The sequence below is a fragment of the Cellulomonas sp. NPDC057328 genome (genome assembly GCF_042667215.1).
GTDB lineage: Bacteria > Actinomycetota > Actinomycetes > Actinomycetales > Cellulomonadaceae > Cellulomonas.
Window position 1 is genome coordinate 1 of sequence record NZ_JBHUZW010000086.1, and the last position, 16,980, is coordinate 16,980.

General features: G+C 77.6%; 14 protein-coding genes. 8 read left to right on the forward strand and 6 right to left on the reverse strand.

Going from position 1 to position 16,980, the window contains the following annotated elements:
* The first annotated feature begins 239 nt into the window (after nucleotides 1-239).
* The 4 genes from ACFUMH_RS14045 to ACFUMH_RS14060 all read left to right on the forward strand — a co-directional run bounded on the left by ACFUMH_RS14045 (nucleotide 240) and on the right by ACFUMH_RS14060 (nucleotide 6,954).
* Nucleotides 240-920: a phosphatase PAP2 family protein gene (locus ACFUMH_RS14045; RefSeq protein WP_378206608.1), complete on the forward strand. Its 681-nt coding sequence runs from the start codon at nucleotides 240-242 to the stop codon at nucleotides 918-920.
* Complete coding sequence (locus ACFUMH_RS14050) at nucleotides 917-1,996, forward strand: ADP-ribosylglycohydrolase family protein (protein WP_378206611.1); 1,080 nt, start codon at nucleotides 917-919, stop codon at nucleotides 1,994-1,996. The genes ACFUMH_RS14045 and ACFUMH_RS14050 overlap by 4 nt, the downstream gene beginning before the upstream one ends.
* Before the next feature lie 115 nt (nucleotides 1,997-2,111).
* Complete coding sequence (locus tag ACFUMH_RS14055; protein WP_378206614.1) at nucleotides 2,112-2,522, forward strand: helix-turn-helix domain-containing protein; 411 nt, start codon at nucleotides 2,112-2,114, stop codon at nucleotides 2,520-2,522.
* Nucleotides 2,523-2,748: 226 nt separating this feature from the next.
* Nucleotides 2,749-6,954, forward strand: a complete 4,206-nt coding sequence (locus tag ACFUMH_RS14060; protein ID WP_378206617.1) for a S8 family serine peptidase — start codon at nucleotides 2,749-2,751, stop codon at nucleotides 6,952-6,954.
* A gap of 115 nt (nucleotides 6,955-7,069) precedes the next feature.
* Here ACFUMH_RS14060 and ACFUMH_RS14065 read toward each other — a convergent pair whose 3' ends face one another.
* Nucleotides 7,070-7,660, reverse strand: coding sequence for a ClpP family protease (locus ACFUMH_RS14065; RefSeq protein WP_378206620.1), 591 nt, complete (start codon nucleotides 7,658-7,660; stop codon nucleotides 7,070-7,072).
* Entirely contained in the window at nucleotides 7,657-8,271 is a 615-nt protein-coding gene (locus ACFUMH_RS14070; protein ID WP_378206623.1) for a ClpP family protease, read from the reverse strand. The genes ACFUMH_RS14065 and ACFUMH_RS14070 overlap by 4 nt, the downstream gene beginning before the upstream one ends.
* Nucleotides 8,272-8,365: 94 nt before the next feature.
* On the opposite strand from ACFUMH_RS14070, the gene ACFUMH_RS14075 reads away from it, so the two are divergent.
* A complete protein-coding gene (locus tag ACFUMH_RS14075; protein ID WP_378206628.1) occupies nucleotides 8,366-9,172 on the forward strand; it encodes an alpha/beta fold hydrolase in 807 nt (268 codons plus the stop codon).
* A gap of 1 nt (nucleotide 9,173) precedes the next feature.
* Here the strand turns inward: ACFUMH_RS14075 and ACFUMH_RS14080 are convergent, their stop codons facing one another.
* The 4 genes from ACFUMH_RS14080 to ACFUMH_RS14095 form a co-directional block, all read right to left on the reverse strand.
* On the reverse strand, nucleotides 9,174-9,953 hold the full coding sequence (locus ACFUMH_RS14080) for a metallophosphoesterase family protein (protein ID WP_378206630.1): 780 nt from the start codon (nucleotides 9,951-9,953) through the stop codon (nucleotides 9,174-9,176).
* A 113-nt stretch (nucleotides 9,954-10,066) separates the two neighbouring features.
* On the reverse strand, nucleotides 10,067-10,714 hold the full coding sequence (locus ACFUMH_RS14085) for an alpha/beta fold hydrolase (protein ID WP_378206633.1): 648 nt from the start codon (nucleotides 10,712-10,714) through the stop codon (nucleotides 10,067-10,069).
* A gap of 185 nt (nucleotides 10,715-10,899) precedes the next feature.
* Nucleotides 10,900-11,694, reverse strand: a complete 795-nt coding sequence (locus ACFUMH_RS14090; RefSeq protein ID WP_378206635.1) for a fructosamine kinase family protein — start codon at nucleotides 11,692-11,694, stop codon at nucleotides 10,900-10,902.
* Between the two features lies 1 nt (nucleotide 11,695).
* Nucleotides 11,696-12,223, reverse strand: coding sequence for an Lrp/AsnC family transcriptional regulator (locus tag ACFUMH_RS14095; protein ID WP_378206637.1), 528 nt, complete (start codon nucleotides 12,221-12,223; stop codon nucleotides 11,696-11,698).
* Between the two features lie 145 nt (nucleotides 12,224-12,368).
* On the opposite strand from ACFUMH_RS14095, the gene ald reads away from it, so the two are divergent.
* The 3 genes from ald to ACFUMH_RS14110 are packed head-to-tail and all read left to right on the forward strand — an operon-like array spanning nucleotide 12,369 to nucleotide 16,950.
* Complete coding sequence (gene ald, locus ACFUMH_RS14100; RefSeq protein WP_378206640.1) at nucleotides 12,369-13,523, forward strand: alanine dehydrogenase; 1,155 nt, start codon at nucleotides 12,369-12,371, stop codon at nucleotides 13,521-13,523.
* A complete protein-coding gene (locus tag ACFUMH_RS14105) occupies nucleotides 13,520-15,613 on the forward strand; it encodes a M3 family metallopeptidase (protein WP_378206643.1) in 2,094 nt (697 codons plus the stop codon). Before ald ends, ACFUMH_RS14105 begins: the two co-directional genes overlap by 4 nt.
* The gene (locus ACFUMH_RS14110; RefSeq protein WP_378206646.1) at nucleotides 15,610-16,950 is read left to right on the forward strand and encodes a M20/M25/M40 family metallo-hydrolase; all 1,341 of its coding nucleotides are present in this window, start codon (nucleotides 15,610-15,612) and stop codon (nucleotides 16,948-16,950) included. The genes ACFUMH_RS14105 and ACFUMH_RS14110 overlap by 4 nt, the downstream gene beginning before the upstream one ends.
* Nucleotides 16,951-16,980: the final 30 nt, after the last annotated feature.

Genomic DNA, 16,980 nt, shown 5'->3' on the forward strand with positions numbered 1-16,980 from the left:
GCCCCCGACCTGCTGGTCGGGGGCCGTCGTCGTTCCCGGCCGGGCCGCGGCGCCGCGGTCGGCCTAGCCTGCTCGCCATGGACCGGTTCGGCGCGGCGCAGCCCCTCGGTGCGGCGCAGCCCTTCGACTCGGCGCAGCCCCGTGGCGCGGCGCAGCCCCGTGGCTCGGCGCAGCCCCGTGGCTCGGCGCCCCCGCCGGCCACCGCTCCACGTCTGCCGTCACGGCGCCCCCGTCGTCGGGTGTCGCGTGCGGCCGGCGTGTGCGCCGTCCTCGCCCTGCCGGTCGCGGCGCTGGCGCTCGTGGTCCGCACCGGGTCGTCCGCCCTGCACGTGCTCGACGAGCGGGCCGTCGCGGCGGCGACGGACGTCACGCGGTCCGCGCCGGTGCTGCACGACGCGCTGGTGGTGTGGCAGGAGGTGACGCAGCCCGGGTGGCTCGTGCTCGCCGGTGCCGGCGTGTGCCTGTGGGTGGCGCGGCGGCGCGGCCTGCCGTCGCGCGCGCTGTGGGGCGTGCTGACGCTCCTCGCGTCGTGGGGGACGTCGACGGCGGTGAAGCTGCTGGTGCAGCGGGCGCGCCCGGTGCTGGAGGACCCGCTCGCGCACGCCTCGGGCTTCAGCTTCCCGTCGGGGCACGCCGCCGGGGCGGTGGCCGCCGGCGCCGTGCTGACCGTGGTCGGGTGGCCGCTGCTCGGCCGGCGGGCGCGGGTGGCGGTGCCCGCGGCGGCCGCGCTCGTCGTCGTGCTGACCGCCGCGGACCGCGTGCTGCTGGGCGTCCACCACCCCTCGGACGTGGTCGCGGGGGCCGCGCTCGCCGGCGCGGTCGTCGCCGGCTCGTGGGCCGGGTGGGCGCCCGACGACCCGGGGACGCGGGAGGACGACCGCCCGGCACCGAGGGGCCGGGCCCGGGGACGCGCCCGGTGACGCCCGACCCGGTGACGCCCGACCCGGTGCACGCGGCGTCCGACGACGCGCGCGGCGGCGACCTCCTGCACGAGCGTGCCCTCGGGTGCCTCGCCGGCGTGGCCCTGGGCGACGCGCTGGGCATGCCCGTCGAGGGGTGGACGCGCGAGCGGGTCGCGGCCGAGCACGGCACGGTCGACCGGCTGCTGCCCGGGACGGGACGCGGCATGCCCGCCGGCAGGGTCACCGACGACACCGAGCAGACGCTCATGCTGGTGGACGTGCTCGTCGAGACCGGCGGGCGGCCGCGCGCCGACGTCGTGGTGCGGCACCTGCTGGCGTGGGTCGACGCCGCCGGGCCGCGTGGGGACGCCGTCATCGGGCCGAGCACCGCGCACGCCCTCGCCCTGCTGCGCGCGGGCGCGGACCCGCGCACGACCGGCGGCACCGGCCGCACGAACGGCGCCGCGATGCGCGTCGCGCCCGTCGGCATCGTCGTGCCGGTCGACGACCCGGTCGCGCTGGTCGACGCCGTCGAGGAGACGTGCGTCATGTCGCACCACACCGCCGAGGCGCTCGCGGCGGCGGCGCTGGTGGCCGCGGTCGTCAGCTCGGCGCTCGACGCACCGGCAGCGGACGCGGGCGCCGTCGACCCGCTGCCGCACGTCGCGCGCGGTCTCGACGTCGCGGCGCTCGCCGCCCGCCGCGGGGCGCCGGCTGCGGGGACGTCCGTGACCGAGGCCGTCCGTGCCGCCCTGCGGGTCGCGTCGACCGCCGGCGACGACGCCGACTTCCTGCGGCGGCTCGCGGCGGACGTCGGCACGTCGGTGGCCGCCGTCGAGTCGGTGCCGGCCGCCGTCGCCTGCCTGGTGCGGGCGGCCGGCGACCCGTGGCGCGCCGCGGTGCTCGGCGCGAGCGCCGGCGGCGACACCGACACGGTGGCGTCGATGGCGGCCGGCATGGCCGGCGCCCTGGCGGGCGTGCGCGCCGTCCCCGCGGACGCGCTCGCGCGGGTGCGGGAGGTGAACGCGCTGGACCTCGATGCGGCGGCGACCGCACTCGTCGGCCTCCGGCACGGTCGCGCGACGGCGGGCTGACCGGAGACGTCGACCGGTCGCCCGTCGACCGCGCCGGGCGGCGGCCCGGAGGCCCGCGTTCTGCTGTCGGCAGATCGTCTCCCGTCGGGTACGGCGGCCGGGCTAGCGTCGGGACATGCCGCACGACGCCGTCGCCCTCGCCCCGGTCCGCCGGCGCCCCACCGCGTGGCGGCGCACGATCGGCGCGCTGCTGCGCCGCGAGCGGGAGGCCCAGGGCCTGCGGCTCACCGACGTGGCGGCGCGGGCGCGGTTGTCCCCGCAGTACCTGTCGGAGGTCGAGCGGGGACGCAAGGAGCCGTCGTCGGAGGTGCTGGCGGCGCTGACGGAGGCGCTCGGCCTGACGCTCGTCGACCTCGCGCGGGGCATCGCGGAGGTCCTCGGCGCACCGGCGGCCTCCGGCGCGTCGGGACGGCCGGTCCTCGTGCTGACGTCGTCGCCCGCTGCCGTCGGCGCCGCACCCGTCGGTGCGCCGGCCGGGCTCGTCGCCGCACCGCACCAGGACGGCGCCCTGCTCCTCGCCGCCTGACGGTCGCCGCCGGCCGTCGTCGACCGGCCGTCGCCGACCGACCCGCCGTCGACCGAGCCGCCGTCGACGGACCGCTGTGGACCGACCAGCCGCGTCGTCGCGCAGCGCGCCGATTTCACCCGGCCTCGCGGGTGCTGCCACCCGCACGGGTCCCGCGGGACGTCGTGGCTGCGGCGATACAGTCGTCCGCCGCGCACGTGCCGGCACGTGAACGAGTGGAGAACCGGTGCGTCCTGCCGCCGTCCGTCCCGCCGCTGCGCGGCCCGTCGTCGCGCTGGTGGCCGTCGTGCTCGGCGGCCTGTGCGCCGCGCCCGCCGCGAGCGGCGCACCTGCCGGCAGCGCCTTCGCCCGCACCGCCCCGGTCAGCACCGCACCGGCGGCCGCCGTCGCCGGCGACCGCGGCGATCTCGTGGCGTACGTGCCTCCCGCCGACGAGACCGCCCCCGCCGACGCCGGGCAGGCGTCCCCCGACCACGACCCGGACCACGTCCTCGTCCGGTTCGCACCGGGGACGTCCGGCGACGCGCAGCGGTCCGCCCTCGCCGGCGTTGACGGCACCCCGGGCGACGCCGTGGCCGGCACCGCGTTCCGACGCGTCGCCGTCGCACCGGGCACCGCGGCCGCCGCCGTCGCCGAGCTCGCCGCCGACCCACGCGTGGCCGCGGTCGAGCTCGACCCGGTGCGCCGCGCCGCGGCCTGGCCCACCGACCCGTACGCGGAGGACGCCGCGGCGGCGTACCTCGACCTCGTGCGGCTGCCGCGCGCGTGGGACGTCACGACCGGTGCGGGCGCGCGGGTCGCGGTCCTCGACACGGGCGTGACGTCGGCCGGCGTCACGGACCTGGCGAGCGCCGTGCTGCCGGGCGTCGACCTCGTGGACGGCGACGCCGACGCGTCGGACCCGGACGGGCACGGCACGCTCGTGGCGGGCGTCGTCGCGGCTCGCACGGGCGACGGGCACGGGACGGTGGGTGCCGCCCCGGCCGCGCAGGTGCTGCCGGTGCGCGTGCTGGGGCCCGACGGCACGGCGCCGGACTCGCGCGTCGCCGAGGGCGTCCGCTGGGCGGTGGCGAACGGCGCGGACGTCGTCAACCTCTCCCTGAGCGGGCCGCTGCCCGGCACGGTGCTGCGCGAGGCCGTGCGGGCTGCCGTGGAGGCGGGCGTCGTGGTGGTCGTGGCGGCGGGCGACGACCCGCACGCCGGGGTGGGGTACCCGGCGGCGTACGCGCCCGGCCTGCCGGGCGTCCTGGCGGTGTCCGCGGTCGACGACGACGGCACGCTGACGACGTTCTCGTCGTGGGGCGACGAGGTGACCCTCGCGGCGCCCGGGGACGCCATCGTCTCGACGGCGCCGCAGGGCGGGCACCTGCTGGTGAGCGGCACGTCGTTCTCGGCGCCGTTCGTCAGCGGCGTGGCCGCGCTGCTCGCCGCGGCGGAGCCGACGCTGACCCCCGCGGAGGTCGAGGAGCGGCTGGTGGCCACCGCGCGGGACGCGGGGCCGCGCGGGCGGGACCCGTACGTGGGCGCGGGCGTCCTCGACGCGGCGTCCGCGCTGACCGCGGGGCGTGCCGACCGGGTCGCCCCGGCGATGCCGGTCGACCGCGGTACCGGCGACGGCCGCGCCGACGACACGCCGGCGCGCGCGACCGCCATGCCGCACGCGGTCGGCGGCGGGACGCTCGCGCCCGAGGGGGACGTCGACTGGTACCGCGCCGACGTCGCGCCCGGCTGGTACCCGGTCGCCACGAGCACGCACGCGTACCGCACGGAGGGCATCGACGACCTGGAGCCGCGCATCGAGGTCCGGGACGGCACGGGCACGGTGCTGGCGCGGGCCGACGGGCTGGGGCGGGTGTGGGCGCACGTGGCGACCGCGGGCCCGGTGCTGGTCGGCGTCGCCGCGACAGGGGGGCCGAGCGACGAGCCGTACGAGGTGAGCGTCGGACCGGCGGGCACACCGCCGCCCTACGAGCAGGTGCAGGTCGCGCCCGTGGGCGGGCGACTCGCGGTGGGCGACGTCACGGGCGACGGCCGCCTCGACGTCGTCGTGCGCGGCCGCGCCACCACGGTCCTGCCGGGCGACGGCGACGGCACCCTCGGCGCGCCGGTGCCCGTGCCCGGCAGCGCGGAGGCCGGCGGGGGCGTGGCGCTCGCGGACGTCGACGGCGACGGGCGCACGGACGTCCTGGAGACCACCGCCGCGCGCGGCGTGCGCGCGACGGTCCAGCGCGACGGCGGCCTGGTCCCGCTCGCAGCCGTCACCTTCCCGGACCAGCCGTGGCACCTGGCCACGGCCGACCTGGACGGTGACGGGGACGCCGACCTGGTGGCCGTGACCGGCTTCAGCGGGACGTACGCGGCGCACGTGGCGCTCAACGACGGTCGCGGCGCCTTCACCGTGCTGCCCGGCTCGCAGCCGACGGCCGGCGCGGCCGTCGCGCTCGGCGACGTGACGGGCGACGGGCACGTCGACCTCGTCGACGACCGGCACCTGTTCGCGGGGCGGGGGGACGGCACGTTCGCCGACGCCGTCACCGTCAGCGACGTGACCGGCACCCCGTCGCACGACGTGGTGCTCGGCGACGTCACCGGCGACGGGCGTCCGGACGTCGTCACGCACGTGCCGGGCGGTGACCTGGCCGTCACCACGGTCGGACCGGGCGGCGTCACGTCCCGCCGGTACCCCGGCCGGGGCGGCGACGGGGTCGTGCTGGCCGACCACGACGGGGACGGGCGCACGGACGTGATCGGTGCGGTGACCGGCTGGCCGTTGCTGACCGTGCACCACCAGCGCGCGGACGGCACCCTCGGGCCGGCGGAGACCGTCGACGGGTACGCGCCGTACCGCGGGGAGGCCGGCACGCAGACGGTCGCCGGCGGTGACCTCGACGGCGACGGCGGGGTCGACCTCGTCGTCGGGACGTCGGGCGGCACGACGGTCCTGCGGCGCTCCCACCCGGCGCCTCCCGACGTCGCGGCGTGGGTCCGCGACGTCGACCCGGCGCCGTACGCGGCGGGTGTCGGCGTCCGCCCGTCGGTGCGCGTGGCCCTCGACACGGTCCCCGACCCGGCGTCCGTCGACGCCACCACGGTCCGGCTGCTCGACGGCCGCACGGGCGCGCGCGTCGCCGCGACGCGCCGCCTCGACGCGGCCGCGCGGACGCTCACGGTGGTCCCCGCCGCGGACCTCGTCCCCGGCCGGACGTACCAGCTGGTCGTCGACGGGCTGCGGGACGCGCGGGGGCGCCCGCAGGACGTCCCGTGGCGGTCGTGGTTCACCGTCGCCGCGGGCGGCCAGCGCTTCACCCCCGTCGCACCGGTCCGTGTGCTGGACACGCGCGACGGCACGGGGCTGGGCACGCAGCCGGCGGGCGTCGTCGGGCCGGGCGGGCAGGTGCGCCTCGACCTGTCGGAGCACGTGCCGGCCGGCACCGAGGCGGTCGTGCTCAACGTCACCGCCGCCGCCCCGCGCGCGCCCGGCAACGTGCGCGTGTTCCCGTACGTCTCGGGCGGTCCCGTGCCCACCGTCTCCAACGTCAACGTCACGCCCGGCGTGGACCAGCCGAACCTCGTGACGGTCCGGCTCGGCGAGCGCGGCATCGTCAGCCTGGCCGTCGACGGCACGCACACCGGCCTCGTCGCGGACCTCGCCGGCTGGTACGCGCCGGGCGGGGCGGCGGCGTTCGAGCCGGTCGCCCCGCAGCGCGTCCTCGACACGCGCGACGGCACGGGCACGCGCCGCGGCCCCGTGACCGGCGGCCGGTGGGTCGACGTGCGGGTCGCCGGCGCGGCCGGGGTGCCCGCCGACGCCCTCGCCGTCGTGCTCAACGTGACGGCCGCGAACCCGACCGCGCGCACGCACGTCCGCGTCTACCCGGCGCCGGCCGCCTCGGAGCCGCAGGAGCCGCCGCTCGTCTCCAACCTCAACCTGACGCCCGGCCGGGACCAGCCGAACCTCGTGACCGTGCCCGTGGGCGACGGGGGACGGGTGCGCCTGTACCTGCACGAGGGGTCGGCCGACCTGCTCGCCGACGTCGCCGGCTACTACGCGGCGGAGGGCCGCCACGGCTTCGTGCCGCTCGCGCCGCAGCGGCTGGCGGACTCCCGCACCGGCACGGGGCTGGGCGGGCAGCTGCGCGCCGGCACGGTGAGCGACCTGCAGGTCACGGGCCGGGCCGGCGTCCCCGCGGAGGCGGTCGCCGCCGTGCTCAACGTGACGGGCGTCCACCCGCGCGCGGGGACGCACGTGCGCGTGTTCCCGCGGACGACGCCGCGGACGCTGCCGCTCGTGTCGACGCTCAACCTCGTGCCGGGGCGCGACGAGGCGAACCTCGCGGTCGTGCCGGTCGGCACCGACGGGGTCGTGTCGCTCTACCCGCACTCGTCCGACGTCCACGCGGTCGTCGACGTCAGCGGGTACTTCGCCCGCTGACGCGTGCCGGCCCGCCGACGCGTGCCGGCCCGCCGACGCGTGCCGGCCTGCCGACGCGTGCCGGCCCGCCGGCCGGCACCACGCGGGCCGTCGCGGGTGCCGGCGGCGGCCGCGCTCACCGCGGCCGGGCGGTGAGCACCTCGTCCGCCAGCCCGTACGCCACCGCCTGCGGCGCCGTCAGGACGAGGTCGCGGTCGGTGTCGTGCCGCAGCGCGGCGACGTCCTTGCGGGTGTGCCGGGCCAGGACCTCCTCCAGCTCGGCCCGCACCCGCACGACCTCGTCCGCGGCGAGGATGAGGTCCGGGATCGTGCCCTGCCCCCGCGTCGCCGGCTGGTGCAGCACGACGCGACCGTGCGCGAGGACGGCCCGCCGGCCGGGCGCGCCGCCCGCGAGCAGCACCGCCGCCGGCCCGGCGGCCTGCCCGACGCAGGTCGTGGCGACCGGCGCGCGCACGTACTGCATCGCGTCGTAGACCGCGAGCATCGCGGACGGCGACCCGACGGGGGAGTTGATGTACAGCTGCACGGGCAGGTCGCTCTCCGACTCCAGGTGCAGCAGCTGCGCGACCAGCACGTTCGCCACGCCGTCGTCGATCTCCGTGCCGAGGTAGACGATCCGCTCGGACAGCAGCCGGCTGAAGACGTCCATGGTGCGCTCGACGCCCGCCCGCCGCTCCGTCACGTAGGGCACCGTGTACGTGCTCACGGCCGGACCCCCACGCGCGGCGCGGCACCGGCGGTGGGACGCACGTCGGCCAGGGACCCGACGACGGCGTCCACGAACCCGTACGCGCGCGCCTCCTCGGCGGTGAACCAGCGGTCCCGCAGCGAGTCCGCGCGGATCCGCTCCACCGGCTGGCCCGTGTGCTCCGCGACGAGGCCCAGCACGGTGTCCCGCGTGTGCCGCAGGTCGTCGGCCTGCAGCTCGACGTCCACGGCCGTCCCGCCGATGCCGGCCGAGCCCTGGTGCAGCAGGACGCGCGCGTGCGGCAGCGCGAACCGCTTGCCGGGCGTGCCGGCCGACAGCAGGAACTGGCCCGCGCTCGCGGCCATGCCGCCGGCCACGGTGCGGACGTCGTTGGGGATGAGGCGCATGACGTCGTGGATCTCGAGCATCGCCGGGACCGAGCCGCCGGGCGAGCTGATCCACAGCGTGACGTCGGTGCGCGGGTCCTCGGCGGCGAGCAGGAGCAGCTGCGCCGCGATGCGGTGGCCGGTGCCCTCGTCGAGCGCCGTGCTCAGGACGACGATGCGTTCGTACGCGAGCCGGGCGAGCAGCTCGTCGTCGTAGGGGCGGGTGGGTGTCTGCGTGCTCATGGACCCACCCTGCGCCGGGCGCGGGGGGCGACGGGGACCGCGCTGCCGAGGGCGGATCCGCCGTCGGCAGCGCCGCCGCCTAGGCTCGGTGCCCGTGAGCACCAGCGCGCCCGGCACCGTCAGCGCCACCACCGTGGGGGAGGAGGGCGCGCGCGTCGTGTTCCTGCACGGCCTGTTCGGGCAGGGGCGCAACTTCACGGGGATCGCGAAGGCGCTGCTGCCGGACTTCCGCTCGCTCCTCGTCGACCTGCCGAACCACGGCCGCTCGGCGTGGACGGACGCGTTCGACTACACGGCCACGGCGGACCTCGTCGCGGCCCACGTGCGCGCGGGGTTCGCGGCGGACGGCCCCGTGCACGTCGTGGGGCACTCCATGGGCGGCAAGGTGGCGATGGTGCTCGCGCTGCGCCACCCCGACCTGGTCGACCGGCTCGTCGTCGCCGACATCGCCCCCGCGGCGGGCGGGTCCCTCGGCGAGTTCGCGCACCTGCTCGACAGCCTCGCGGCGATCGACCTCGCCACGCTGACGCGTCGCGGCGAGGCCGACGAGCGCCTCGCGGAGCGCGTGGACGACGCGCGCGTGCGGGGCTTCCTGCTGCAGAACCTGCGCGCCGACGGCGAGGGGTTCCGCTGGCAGGCGAACCTCGACCTGCTGCGGCGCGACCTGCCCGTGATCGGCGGCTTCCCCGACGTCGGCGACGCCGTCTTCGACCACCCCGTCCTGTGGGTGGCGGGGGACCGGTCCGACTACGTGCGCCCGGAGCACGGCCCGGCGATGCGCCGGCTGTTCCCGCGCACGACGCTCGTCACCCTCAAGGGCGCCGGGCACTGGGTGCACTCGGAGCAGCCGGAGGCGTTCGTCTCCGCGCTGCGGACGTTCCTCGGCGCGACCCCGCGCTGAGTCAGACCCGGTCGCGCACGACGTCGTCGGCGCGCAGCCCGCGCTCGGCGTGCAGGCCGCGGTACACGGCCGTGCGCAGCTCGACCGCGTACGCCTCCAGCTGCGGCATGCCGAGGTCGCGCGCCACGGCGATCTCCGCCTCGACGTCGTACGGCACGCGCACCACCTGCAGCGAGAACGGCGCGGACCGGTCGCCGCCCGGCTCGCCCTCGAGCACCACGTACGACGCGGTGGGCTCGTCGAGGGGGTTGCCGACGCTGCCGACGTTGAACAGCGTCCGCCCGTCCTGCGTCTCGACGTACGTGTCGTGCACGTCGCCGTAGCCCACCATGGTCGGCTCCGGGCCGTCACCCGTGAGGTCGGTCGTGGCGAACATGCCGGCGAACTCGTCGTCGGTGTGGTGGAAGTGCACGCGCACGTGCAGGCTGCGCGCCGACGCGTGCAGCAGCCGGATCCGCCGCCCGCTGAGGTCCAGGTGGTGCACCAGCGGCAGACCGAGCAGCCACGCGTGGTCGTCGGGCGTGAGCTCGTCGTACCACCAGGTCAGCGCCTCGTCGCGGACGGTCTGCGGCCGCGGCAGGAAGTCGTCCCAGTTGCCGCGCACGGTGACGGCGCAGCGCTCGCGGCTGCGGGCCACGGCGGCGTGCCCGCGCGGTCCCTTGCCGACCACGTCGCCGAGGTTGACGACCGTGGTGATGCCCCGGGCGTCGAGGTCGCGCAGCACCGTGTCGAAGGCGGTCATGTTGCCGTGCACGTCGGACAGCACCGCGATGCGCTCCACCGGCCGCTCCCTCCGTCGTCCCGGCGACAGTAGCGGGCGCGGCGCGGGCGCACCCGGCCTCCGGCGACGGCCCCGGACCGACGGCTCCGGCCCGACGGCTCCGGCGCGACGACTCAGGCGTGCGCGCGCGTCGGCACGTGCGCGGCCAGCTCGTGCAGCGCGTCGAGCAGGACGCGGTTGAACGCGGCCGGGGCGTGGCTGTTGACGTCGTGGCCGGCGCGCGGCACGACGGTGAGCCGCACGCCGGGCAGCGCCCGCAGGTAGCGGCGCTCGTCGAGGCGCAGGGGGTCGCGGCGGCCGTTGACCACCCAGACCGGCAGGAGCAGCCGGCGCAGGTCCCGCAGCGGCGAGTAGCCGGCGAGCGCCGCGAGCATGTCCGCGACGACGTGCCACGTGCCCTGCCCGCGCCCGAGCCAGCGCGTCACGTGCGTGGACGCGTGCCGGTACAGGTGCAGCGGCTTGCCCTTGATCTCGGTCGAGCAGCCGGCCAGGACGACGCCGGCGAGCTTCGCCTCGTGCCGGCGCGCGTACGCGAGCGACGCGTACCCGCCGAGCGACAGGCCGACGAGCAGCGGCGGCACCGGGCACGCGTCGACGGCCTCGTCGATCGCGGCGAGGGCACCCTCGAGCGTGAACCGCTCGCCGCTGCGGCTGCCGTGCCCGGGCAGGTCGATGGCGTGCGTCGGGTGGCCGCCGTGGCGCAGCGCCGCGACCTGGGCGTGCCAGATGGCCGACGACGTGCGGGTGCCGTGCACGAGCACGATGGGACGACGGATGGGGGGACCTCCTCGGCGGGTGTCCCGGACGGCCGGGGGTGCCGTCCGGAACCTCTTCGACGGTAACCCCGCACCCTGAGCGGTGCCTGAGGAGCAGCACCCACGGGTCCGGCGGGTCCGTCCGTCGGGCCCGGTCGGTCGGGCCCGGCCGGTCAGGCCCGCGCCCACGGTCAGGCCCGCGCCCACCGCCGCGCGAGCGCGCACGCCTGCGCGACGTACCCGCCGCCGAACAGCAGCGCGTGCAGCGCCACCGGGAAGAGCTGGTGCAGGCCCGTGCGGTGCCGCCACCCGCGCGCGAGCGGGTGCACCTCCGCGTAGCCGTCGACCACCGCGTCGAGGTGCGGCAGCCCGAACAGCGCGAGCATCGCCAGGTCGGTCTCGCGGTGCCCGCCGTGCGCCGCGGGGTCGATGAGCGTCGCACCGTCCGCCGTCCAGACGACGTTGCCGGACCACAGGTCGCCGTGCAGGCGCGCCGGCGCGTCGTCGTCGTCCCACGTGCCGGCGCGCAGGCGCAGCGCGACCCGGGCGAACGCCGCGTCGTCCGCCGCGCCGGTGCGTCCGGCCGCGCGCAGGGCCTCCGCGACGGGTTCGATGCGGCAGTCGGCGTGGAAGGCGCCCCACGACGTGTACGTGCCGGCCCGCATCGGCAGCGGGTCGGCGAGCGGCCCGACGAAGCCGTCGCCGGACCAGCCGTCCGGCGGCGCGCCGAACGCGGCCGCCCCTGCGTCGTGCGTGCGCGCGAGCGCGGCGCCGAACGCGTGCGCCGCGGCGCGGTCGGGCGGCACGGGCGTCAGCCGGGCGAGGTCGAGGTGGTCGTCGGCGACGTCGAGCACCTCGACGACCGGGGCGCCCCCGGGCACGCGCAGCCACCGCAGACCGGCGGCCTCGCACGCGAAGAAGCCGGCCGGCGCGTCGGCCCGGGCCTTGCGGTGCACCCGCCCGCCCGTGCGCTCGTCCGGTGCCACCTCACACCGCCGTCGTCGGGGCGTGCAGGTGCTCGAACACCAGGCTGGTCTGCGTGTGCGCGACCTCCGGGCGGGTGCTCAGGTGCTCCACGACGAACGCGCGCAGGGCGGGGGAGTCCTGCACCGCGACGTGCACGAGCACGTCCTCGGCGCCGCCGAGCAGGTACACGTCGCGCACCTCGGGCCGGCCGGCCAGGGTGTGCGCGAACGCGCCGAGGCGCGCCCGTGCGGCCGCCTGCAGCCGCACGGCGATGATCGCCTGCAGCCCGCGGCCCACCGCGCCCGGGTCGACGTCCGCGTGGAAGCCGCGCAGGACGCCGGCGCGCCGCAGCGCCGCGACCCGCCCGTGGACGGTCGAGGGTGCGAGGCCGGCACGCGCGGCGAGGTCCTTGTTCGACAGGCGGCCGTCGCGCTCGAGCTCGCGCAGCAGCAGGCGGTCGACGTCGTCGAGCGGCGGCGCGCCGGCGCCGAACGCGGTTCGGCGAGCACCCCGTCCCGGGGCCACGCGCGGCGAATCCTCGTCGTCCATAGGCCGATGTTACCGAACGGCATCCGGTCGTCACCGTCCCGCAACACAGGACGTTCAGAATGGGACGTGAGCGGCGTCACACCGAGACGGCCGCCGACGACCGCGGCGCCACCCGCGCCGCCCGGCACGACAGAGGAGCCCCACCATGCGCGTCGGCATCCCCCGCGAGGTCAAGAACCGCGAGCACCGGGTGGCGGTCACCCCCGCCGGCGTCGACCGGCTCGTGCGCGCCGGGCACGAGGTGCTCGTCGAGACCGGCGCCGGCGCGGGCTCGCGCCTCGACGACGCCGACTACGTCCGCGCCGGCGCGCACGTCGTGCCCACGGCCGCCGAGGCGTGGTCGGCCGACCTCGTGTGCAAGGTCAAGGAGCCCGTCGCGGCCGAGTACCACCACCTGCGCGACGACCTCGTCCTGTTCACCTACCTGCACCTCGCCGCCGACCGGCCCGCCACCGACGCGCTCCTCGCGGCGGGCACCACGTCGATCGCCTACGAGACGGTGCGCGCCCCCGACGGCTCCCTCCCGCTGCTCGCACCCATGAGCGAGGTCGCCGGGCGCCTCGCCACGCAGGTCGGCGCGTACCACCTCATGCAGGGCGAGGGCGGGGGCCGCGGCGTGCTCCTCGGCGGCGTGCCGGGCACCCCGCCCGGCAAGGTCGTCGTCCTCGGGGGCGGCGTCGTCGGCACGCACGCCGCCGAGATCGCCGTCGGCATGCGCGCCGACGTCACGGTCCTCGACCTCTCCGCACCGCGGCTGCGCGAGCTCGACGCCCGGTTCGGCGGCCGCGTGCGCACCCTCGCGTCGTCCGCGTGGACGCTCGAGCGCGAGCTGCTGGACGCCGACCTCGTCGTCGGTGCCGTGCTGCTGCCCGGCGCCCGCGCGCCCCGGCTCGTCGGCAGCGACCTCGTCGCCGCCATGCAGCCCGGGTCCGTGCTCGTCGACGTCGCCGTCGACCAGGGCGGCTGCTTCGAGGACACGCGCCCCACCACCCACGACGACCCCACGTACCTCGTCCACCGCTCGGTCTTCTACTGCGTCGCCAACATGCCGGGCGCCGTGCCCGTCACGTCGACCCGTGCGCTCACCAACGTCACGCTGCCGTACCTGGCGACCCTCGCGGACCGCGGCTGGCGCGCCGCCGTCGCCGACGACCCCGGCCTGGCCGCCGGCCTGACGACGCACGCCGGGCGCCTGCACAGCGCGGCGGTGGCCGACGCGCACGGCCTGCACGCGACGCCGCTCGGCGCGCTCGCGGACGCGCGCGTCGGGCGCTCGGCATCTGTGACGATGGGCGCATGACCTCCGAACCCGACGCGACCGCCCTCGACCCGACCAACCCGTTCGCCCGTCCGTCCGCGCTGCCGTACGGGCTGCCGGACTTCCGCGAGGTGCGCGAGGAGCACTACCTGCCCGCGCTGCTCGCCGGCATGGCGGAGCAGCGGCGCGAGGTCGAGGCCGTCGCCACCGACCCGGCCGCGCCGACGGTCGAGAACACGCTCGTCCCGCTCGAGCGCTCCGGGCACCTGCTGCACCGCGTCGCGTCGGCGTTCTACAACCAGGCGGGCTCCGACTCGACGCCCGGGCTGCAGGCGATCGAGGAGGAGCTCGCCCCGCTGTACGCCGCGCACCAGGACGCCATCTGGCTCGACGCGCGCCTGCACGCACGCGTCGAGGCGCTCGCCGCGTCGCTCGAGGGCACGGAGCTCGAGCCGGACACCGCGTGGCTGCTGCACCGCACCCGCCGCGCGTTCGCGCGTGCCGGGGTCGGCCTCCCCGAGGCCGACCAGGACCGGCTGCGCGCGATCAACGCCGAGATCACGTCGCTGGACGCCGCGTTCGGGCGCAAGCTCCTCGCCGGCGCCAACGCGGCCGCCGTGCTGGTGACCGACGACGCCGAGCTCGACGGCATGCCGCAGGACGCGCGCGACGCCGCGGCGCAGGCGGCCGCGGAGCGCGGCCACGAGGGCGCGTGGCTGCTCGAGCTGCAGCTGCCGACGCAGCAGTCGGTGCTCGCGTCGCTGCGCGACCGCGGGCTGCGCGAGCGCATCCACCGCGCGTCCGTCACCCGCGGCGCGACGGGCGACGAGAACGACACGCGCGAGACGCTGCTCGCGCTCGTGCGGCTGCGCGCCGAGCGCGCCCGGCTGCTCGGGTACGAGCACCACGCCGCGTACGTGGCCGAGGACGCCACCGCCGGATCGGCGCAGGCGGTCGCCGACATGCTCGCGCGGCTCGCGCCGGCCGCCGTCGCGAACGCCCGCGCGGAGGCCGCCGAGCTCGAGGTCGTGCTGCGCGCGGACCACCCGGACGCCGTCCTCGAGGCGTGGGACTGGGCCTACTACGCCGACCGCGTGCGCCAGGAGAAGCGGCAGCTCGACGAGTCGGCGCTGCGTCCGTACCTCGAGCTCGACCGCGTGCTCACCGAGGGCGTGTTCGTCGCCGCGAACCGCCTGTACGGGCTCACGTTCGCCGAGCGGCACGACCTCGTCGGGTACCACCCGGACGTGCGCGTGTTCGAGGTCTTCGACGCCGACGGGTCCGGCACGGGCCTGTTCCTCGGCGACTTCTGGACGCGCCCGTCCAAGCGCGGCGGGGCGTGGATGAACTCGTTCGTCGACCAGTCCGAGCTGCGGGGCGAGCTGCCCGTGGTCGTGAACAACCTCAACGTGCCGAAGCCCCCGGCCGGGCAGCCGACGCTGCTCACGTGGGACGAGGTCATCACGCTGTTCCACGAGTTCGGGCACGCGCTGCACGGCCTCCTGGCGCGCGTGCGGTACCCCTCGCAGGCGGGCACGAACGTGCCGCGCGACTTCGTCGAGTACCCGTCGCAGGTCAACGAGATGTGGGCGTGGGACCCGGAGGTCCTCGCGTCCTACGCCGTCCACCACGAGACCGGCGAGCCCATGCCGGCCGAGTGGGTCCGCACCCTGCTCGACGCCCGCCAGGACGGCGAGGGGTTCGCGACGACGGAGTACCTCGCCGCGGCGCTGCTCGACCAGGCCTGGTACCGCCTCGCGCCCGAGGACGTCCCGACCGACCCCGCGGAGGTCGAGGCGTTCGAGGCGGCCGCGCTGGCGGCCGCGGGGGTCGCGTTCGCGCCCGTCCCGCCGCGCTACCGCACGACGTACTTCAACCACGTGTTCGGCAGCGGCTACTCGGCCGGCTACTACGCGTACATCTGGTCGGAGGTGCTCGACGCCGACACCGTCGAGTGGTTCGCCGAGAACGGCGGCCTGCGCCGGGAGAACGGCGACAGGTTCCGTGCCCGGCTCCTCGGCCGGGGCGGGTCGATCGACCCCTTGCAGGCCTTCCGCGACCTGCGCGGCCGCGACCCGCGCATCGAGCCGCTGCTCGCCCGCCGCGGCCTCGACCGGACGGACGCCCGGTGACGGCCGCCGACGCCGGGACGCCCGGCGCCACGCCCACCGCCGAGGACGAGGTCGTCGACCTCTGCCGCGAGCTCATCCGCTTCGACACCTCCAACCCCGGTGACGGCACCGGGCCGGGGGAGCGTGCCGCCGCCGAGTACGTCGTCGGCCTGCTGCAGGACGTCGGCCTCGAGCCCGAGCTGTTCGAGAGCGAGCCCGGCCGCGCGAGCGTCGTCGTCCGCGTCGAGGGCGCCGACAGCAGCCGCCCCGCGCTCGTCGTCCACGGCCACCTCGACGTCGTGCCGGCGCACGCCCCGGACTGGAGCGTCGACCCGTTCGCCGCCGAGGTCCGCGACGGCCTCGTGTGGGGCCGCGGCGCCGTCGACATGAAGGACATGGACGCGATGGTGCTGGCCGTCGTGCGGCAGATGGTCCGCGAGGGACGTCGTCCGGCGCGTGACCTCGTCGTGGCCATGTTCGCCGACGAGGAGGCCGGCGGGCGGCTCGGCGCCGGCTGGGCGGTCGACCACCGGCCCGAGCTGTTCGCCGGCGCCACCGAGGCCATCAGCGAGGTCGGCGGCTTCTCCGTGGACGTCGCCGGGCAGCGCGTCTACCTGCTGCAGACCGCCGAGAAGGGGCTGGGCTGGCTGCGCCTCGTCGCGTCCGGGCGGGCCGGGCACGGCAGCCAGGTGCACACCGACAACGCGGTCGTGCACCTCGCCGAGGCCGTCGCGCGCATCGGGTGGCACCCGTGGCCCGTGCAGCTCACGCCGACGGTCCGCGCCCTGCTGGAGGGGGTCGCCGAGCTCACCGGGCTGCGCTTCGACCCCGAGGACCCCGCGTCGCTCGACGCGCTGGTCGACGCCCTGGGGCCGGCGGCGAAGTTCGTCGGTGCGACGCTGCGGCACTCCACCAACCCGACGCGGCTCGCCGCCGGCTACAAGGAGAACGTCGTCCCCGGCTCGGCGACCGCGGCGGTCGACGGCCGGTTCCTGCCCGGCCTGTCCGAGGAGTTCGACGCGCAGGTCGCGGCGCTCGCCGGGCCGCACGTGCGCGTCGAGGACATCGTGCGTGACACGGGCCTCGAGGTGCCGTTCGAGGGGGCGCTCGTCGACGCCATGGTCGCCGCCGTCACCGCCGAGGACCCGGGCGCGCACGTCCTGCCGTACATGCTGTCGGGCGGCACCGACAACAAGTCGCTGTCGCGGCTCGGCATCACCGGGTACGGGTTCGCGCCGCTGCGCCTGCCGGCCGACCTCGACTTCGCCGGGATGTTCCACGGCGTCGACGAGCGCGTCCCGGTGGACGCGCTGCGGTTCGGCACGCGCGTCCTGGACCGGCTCCTGAGCACCTGCTGACCGCGTCGCCCGCCGCAGAGGTCCTGCGGC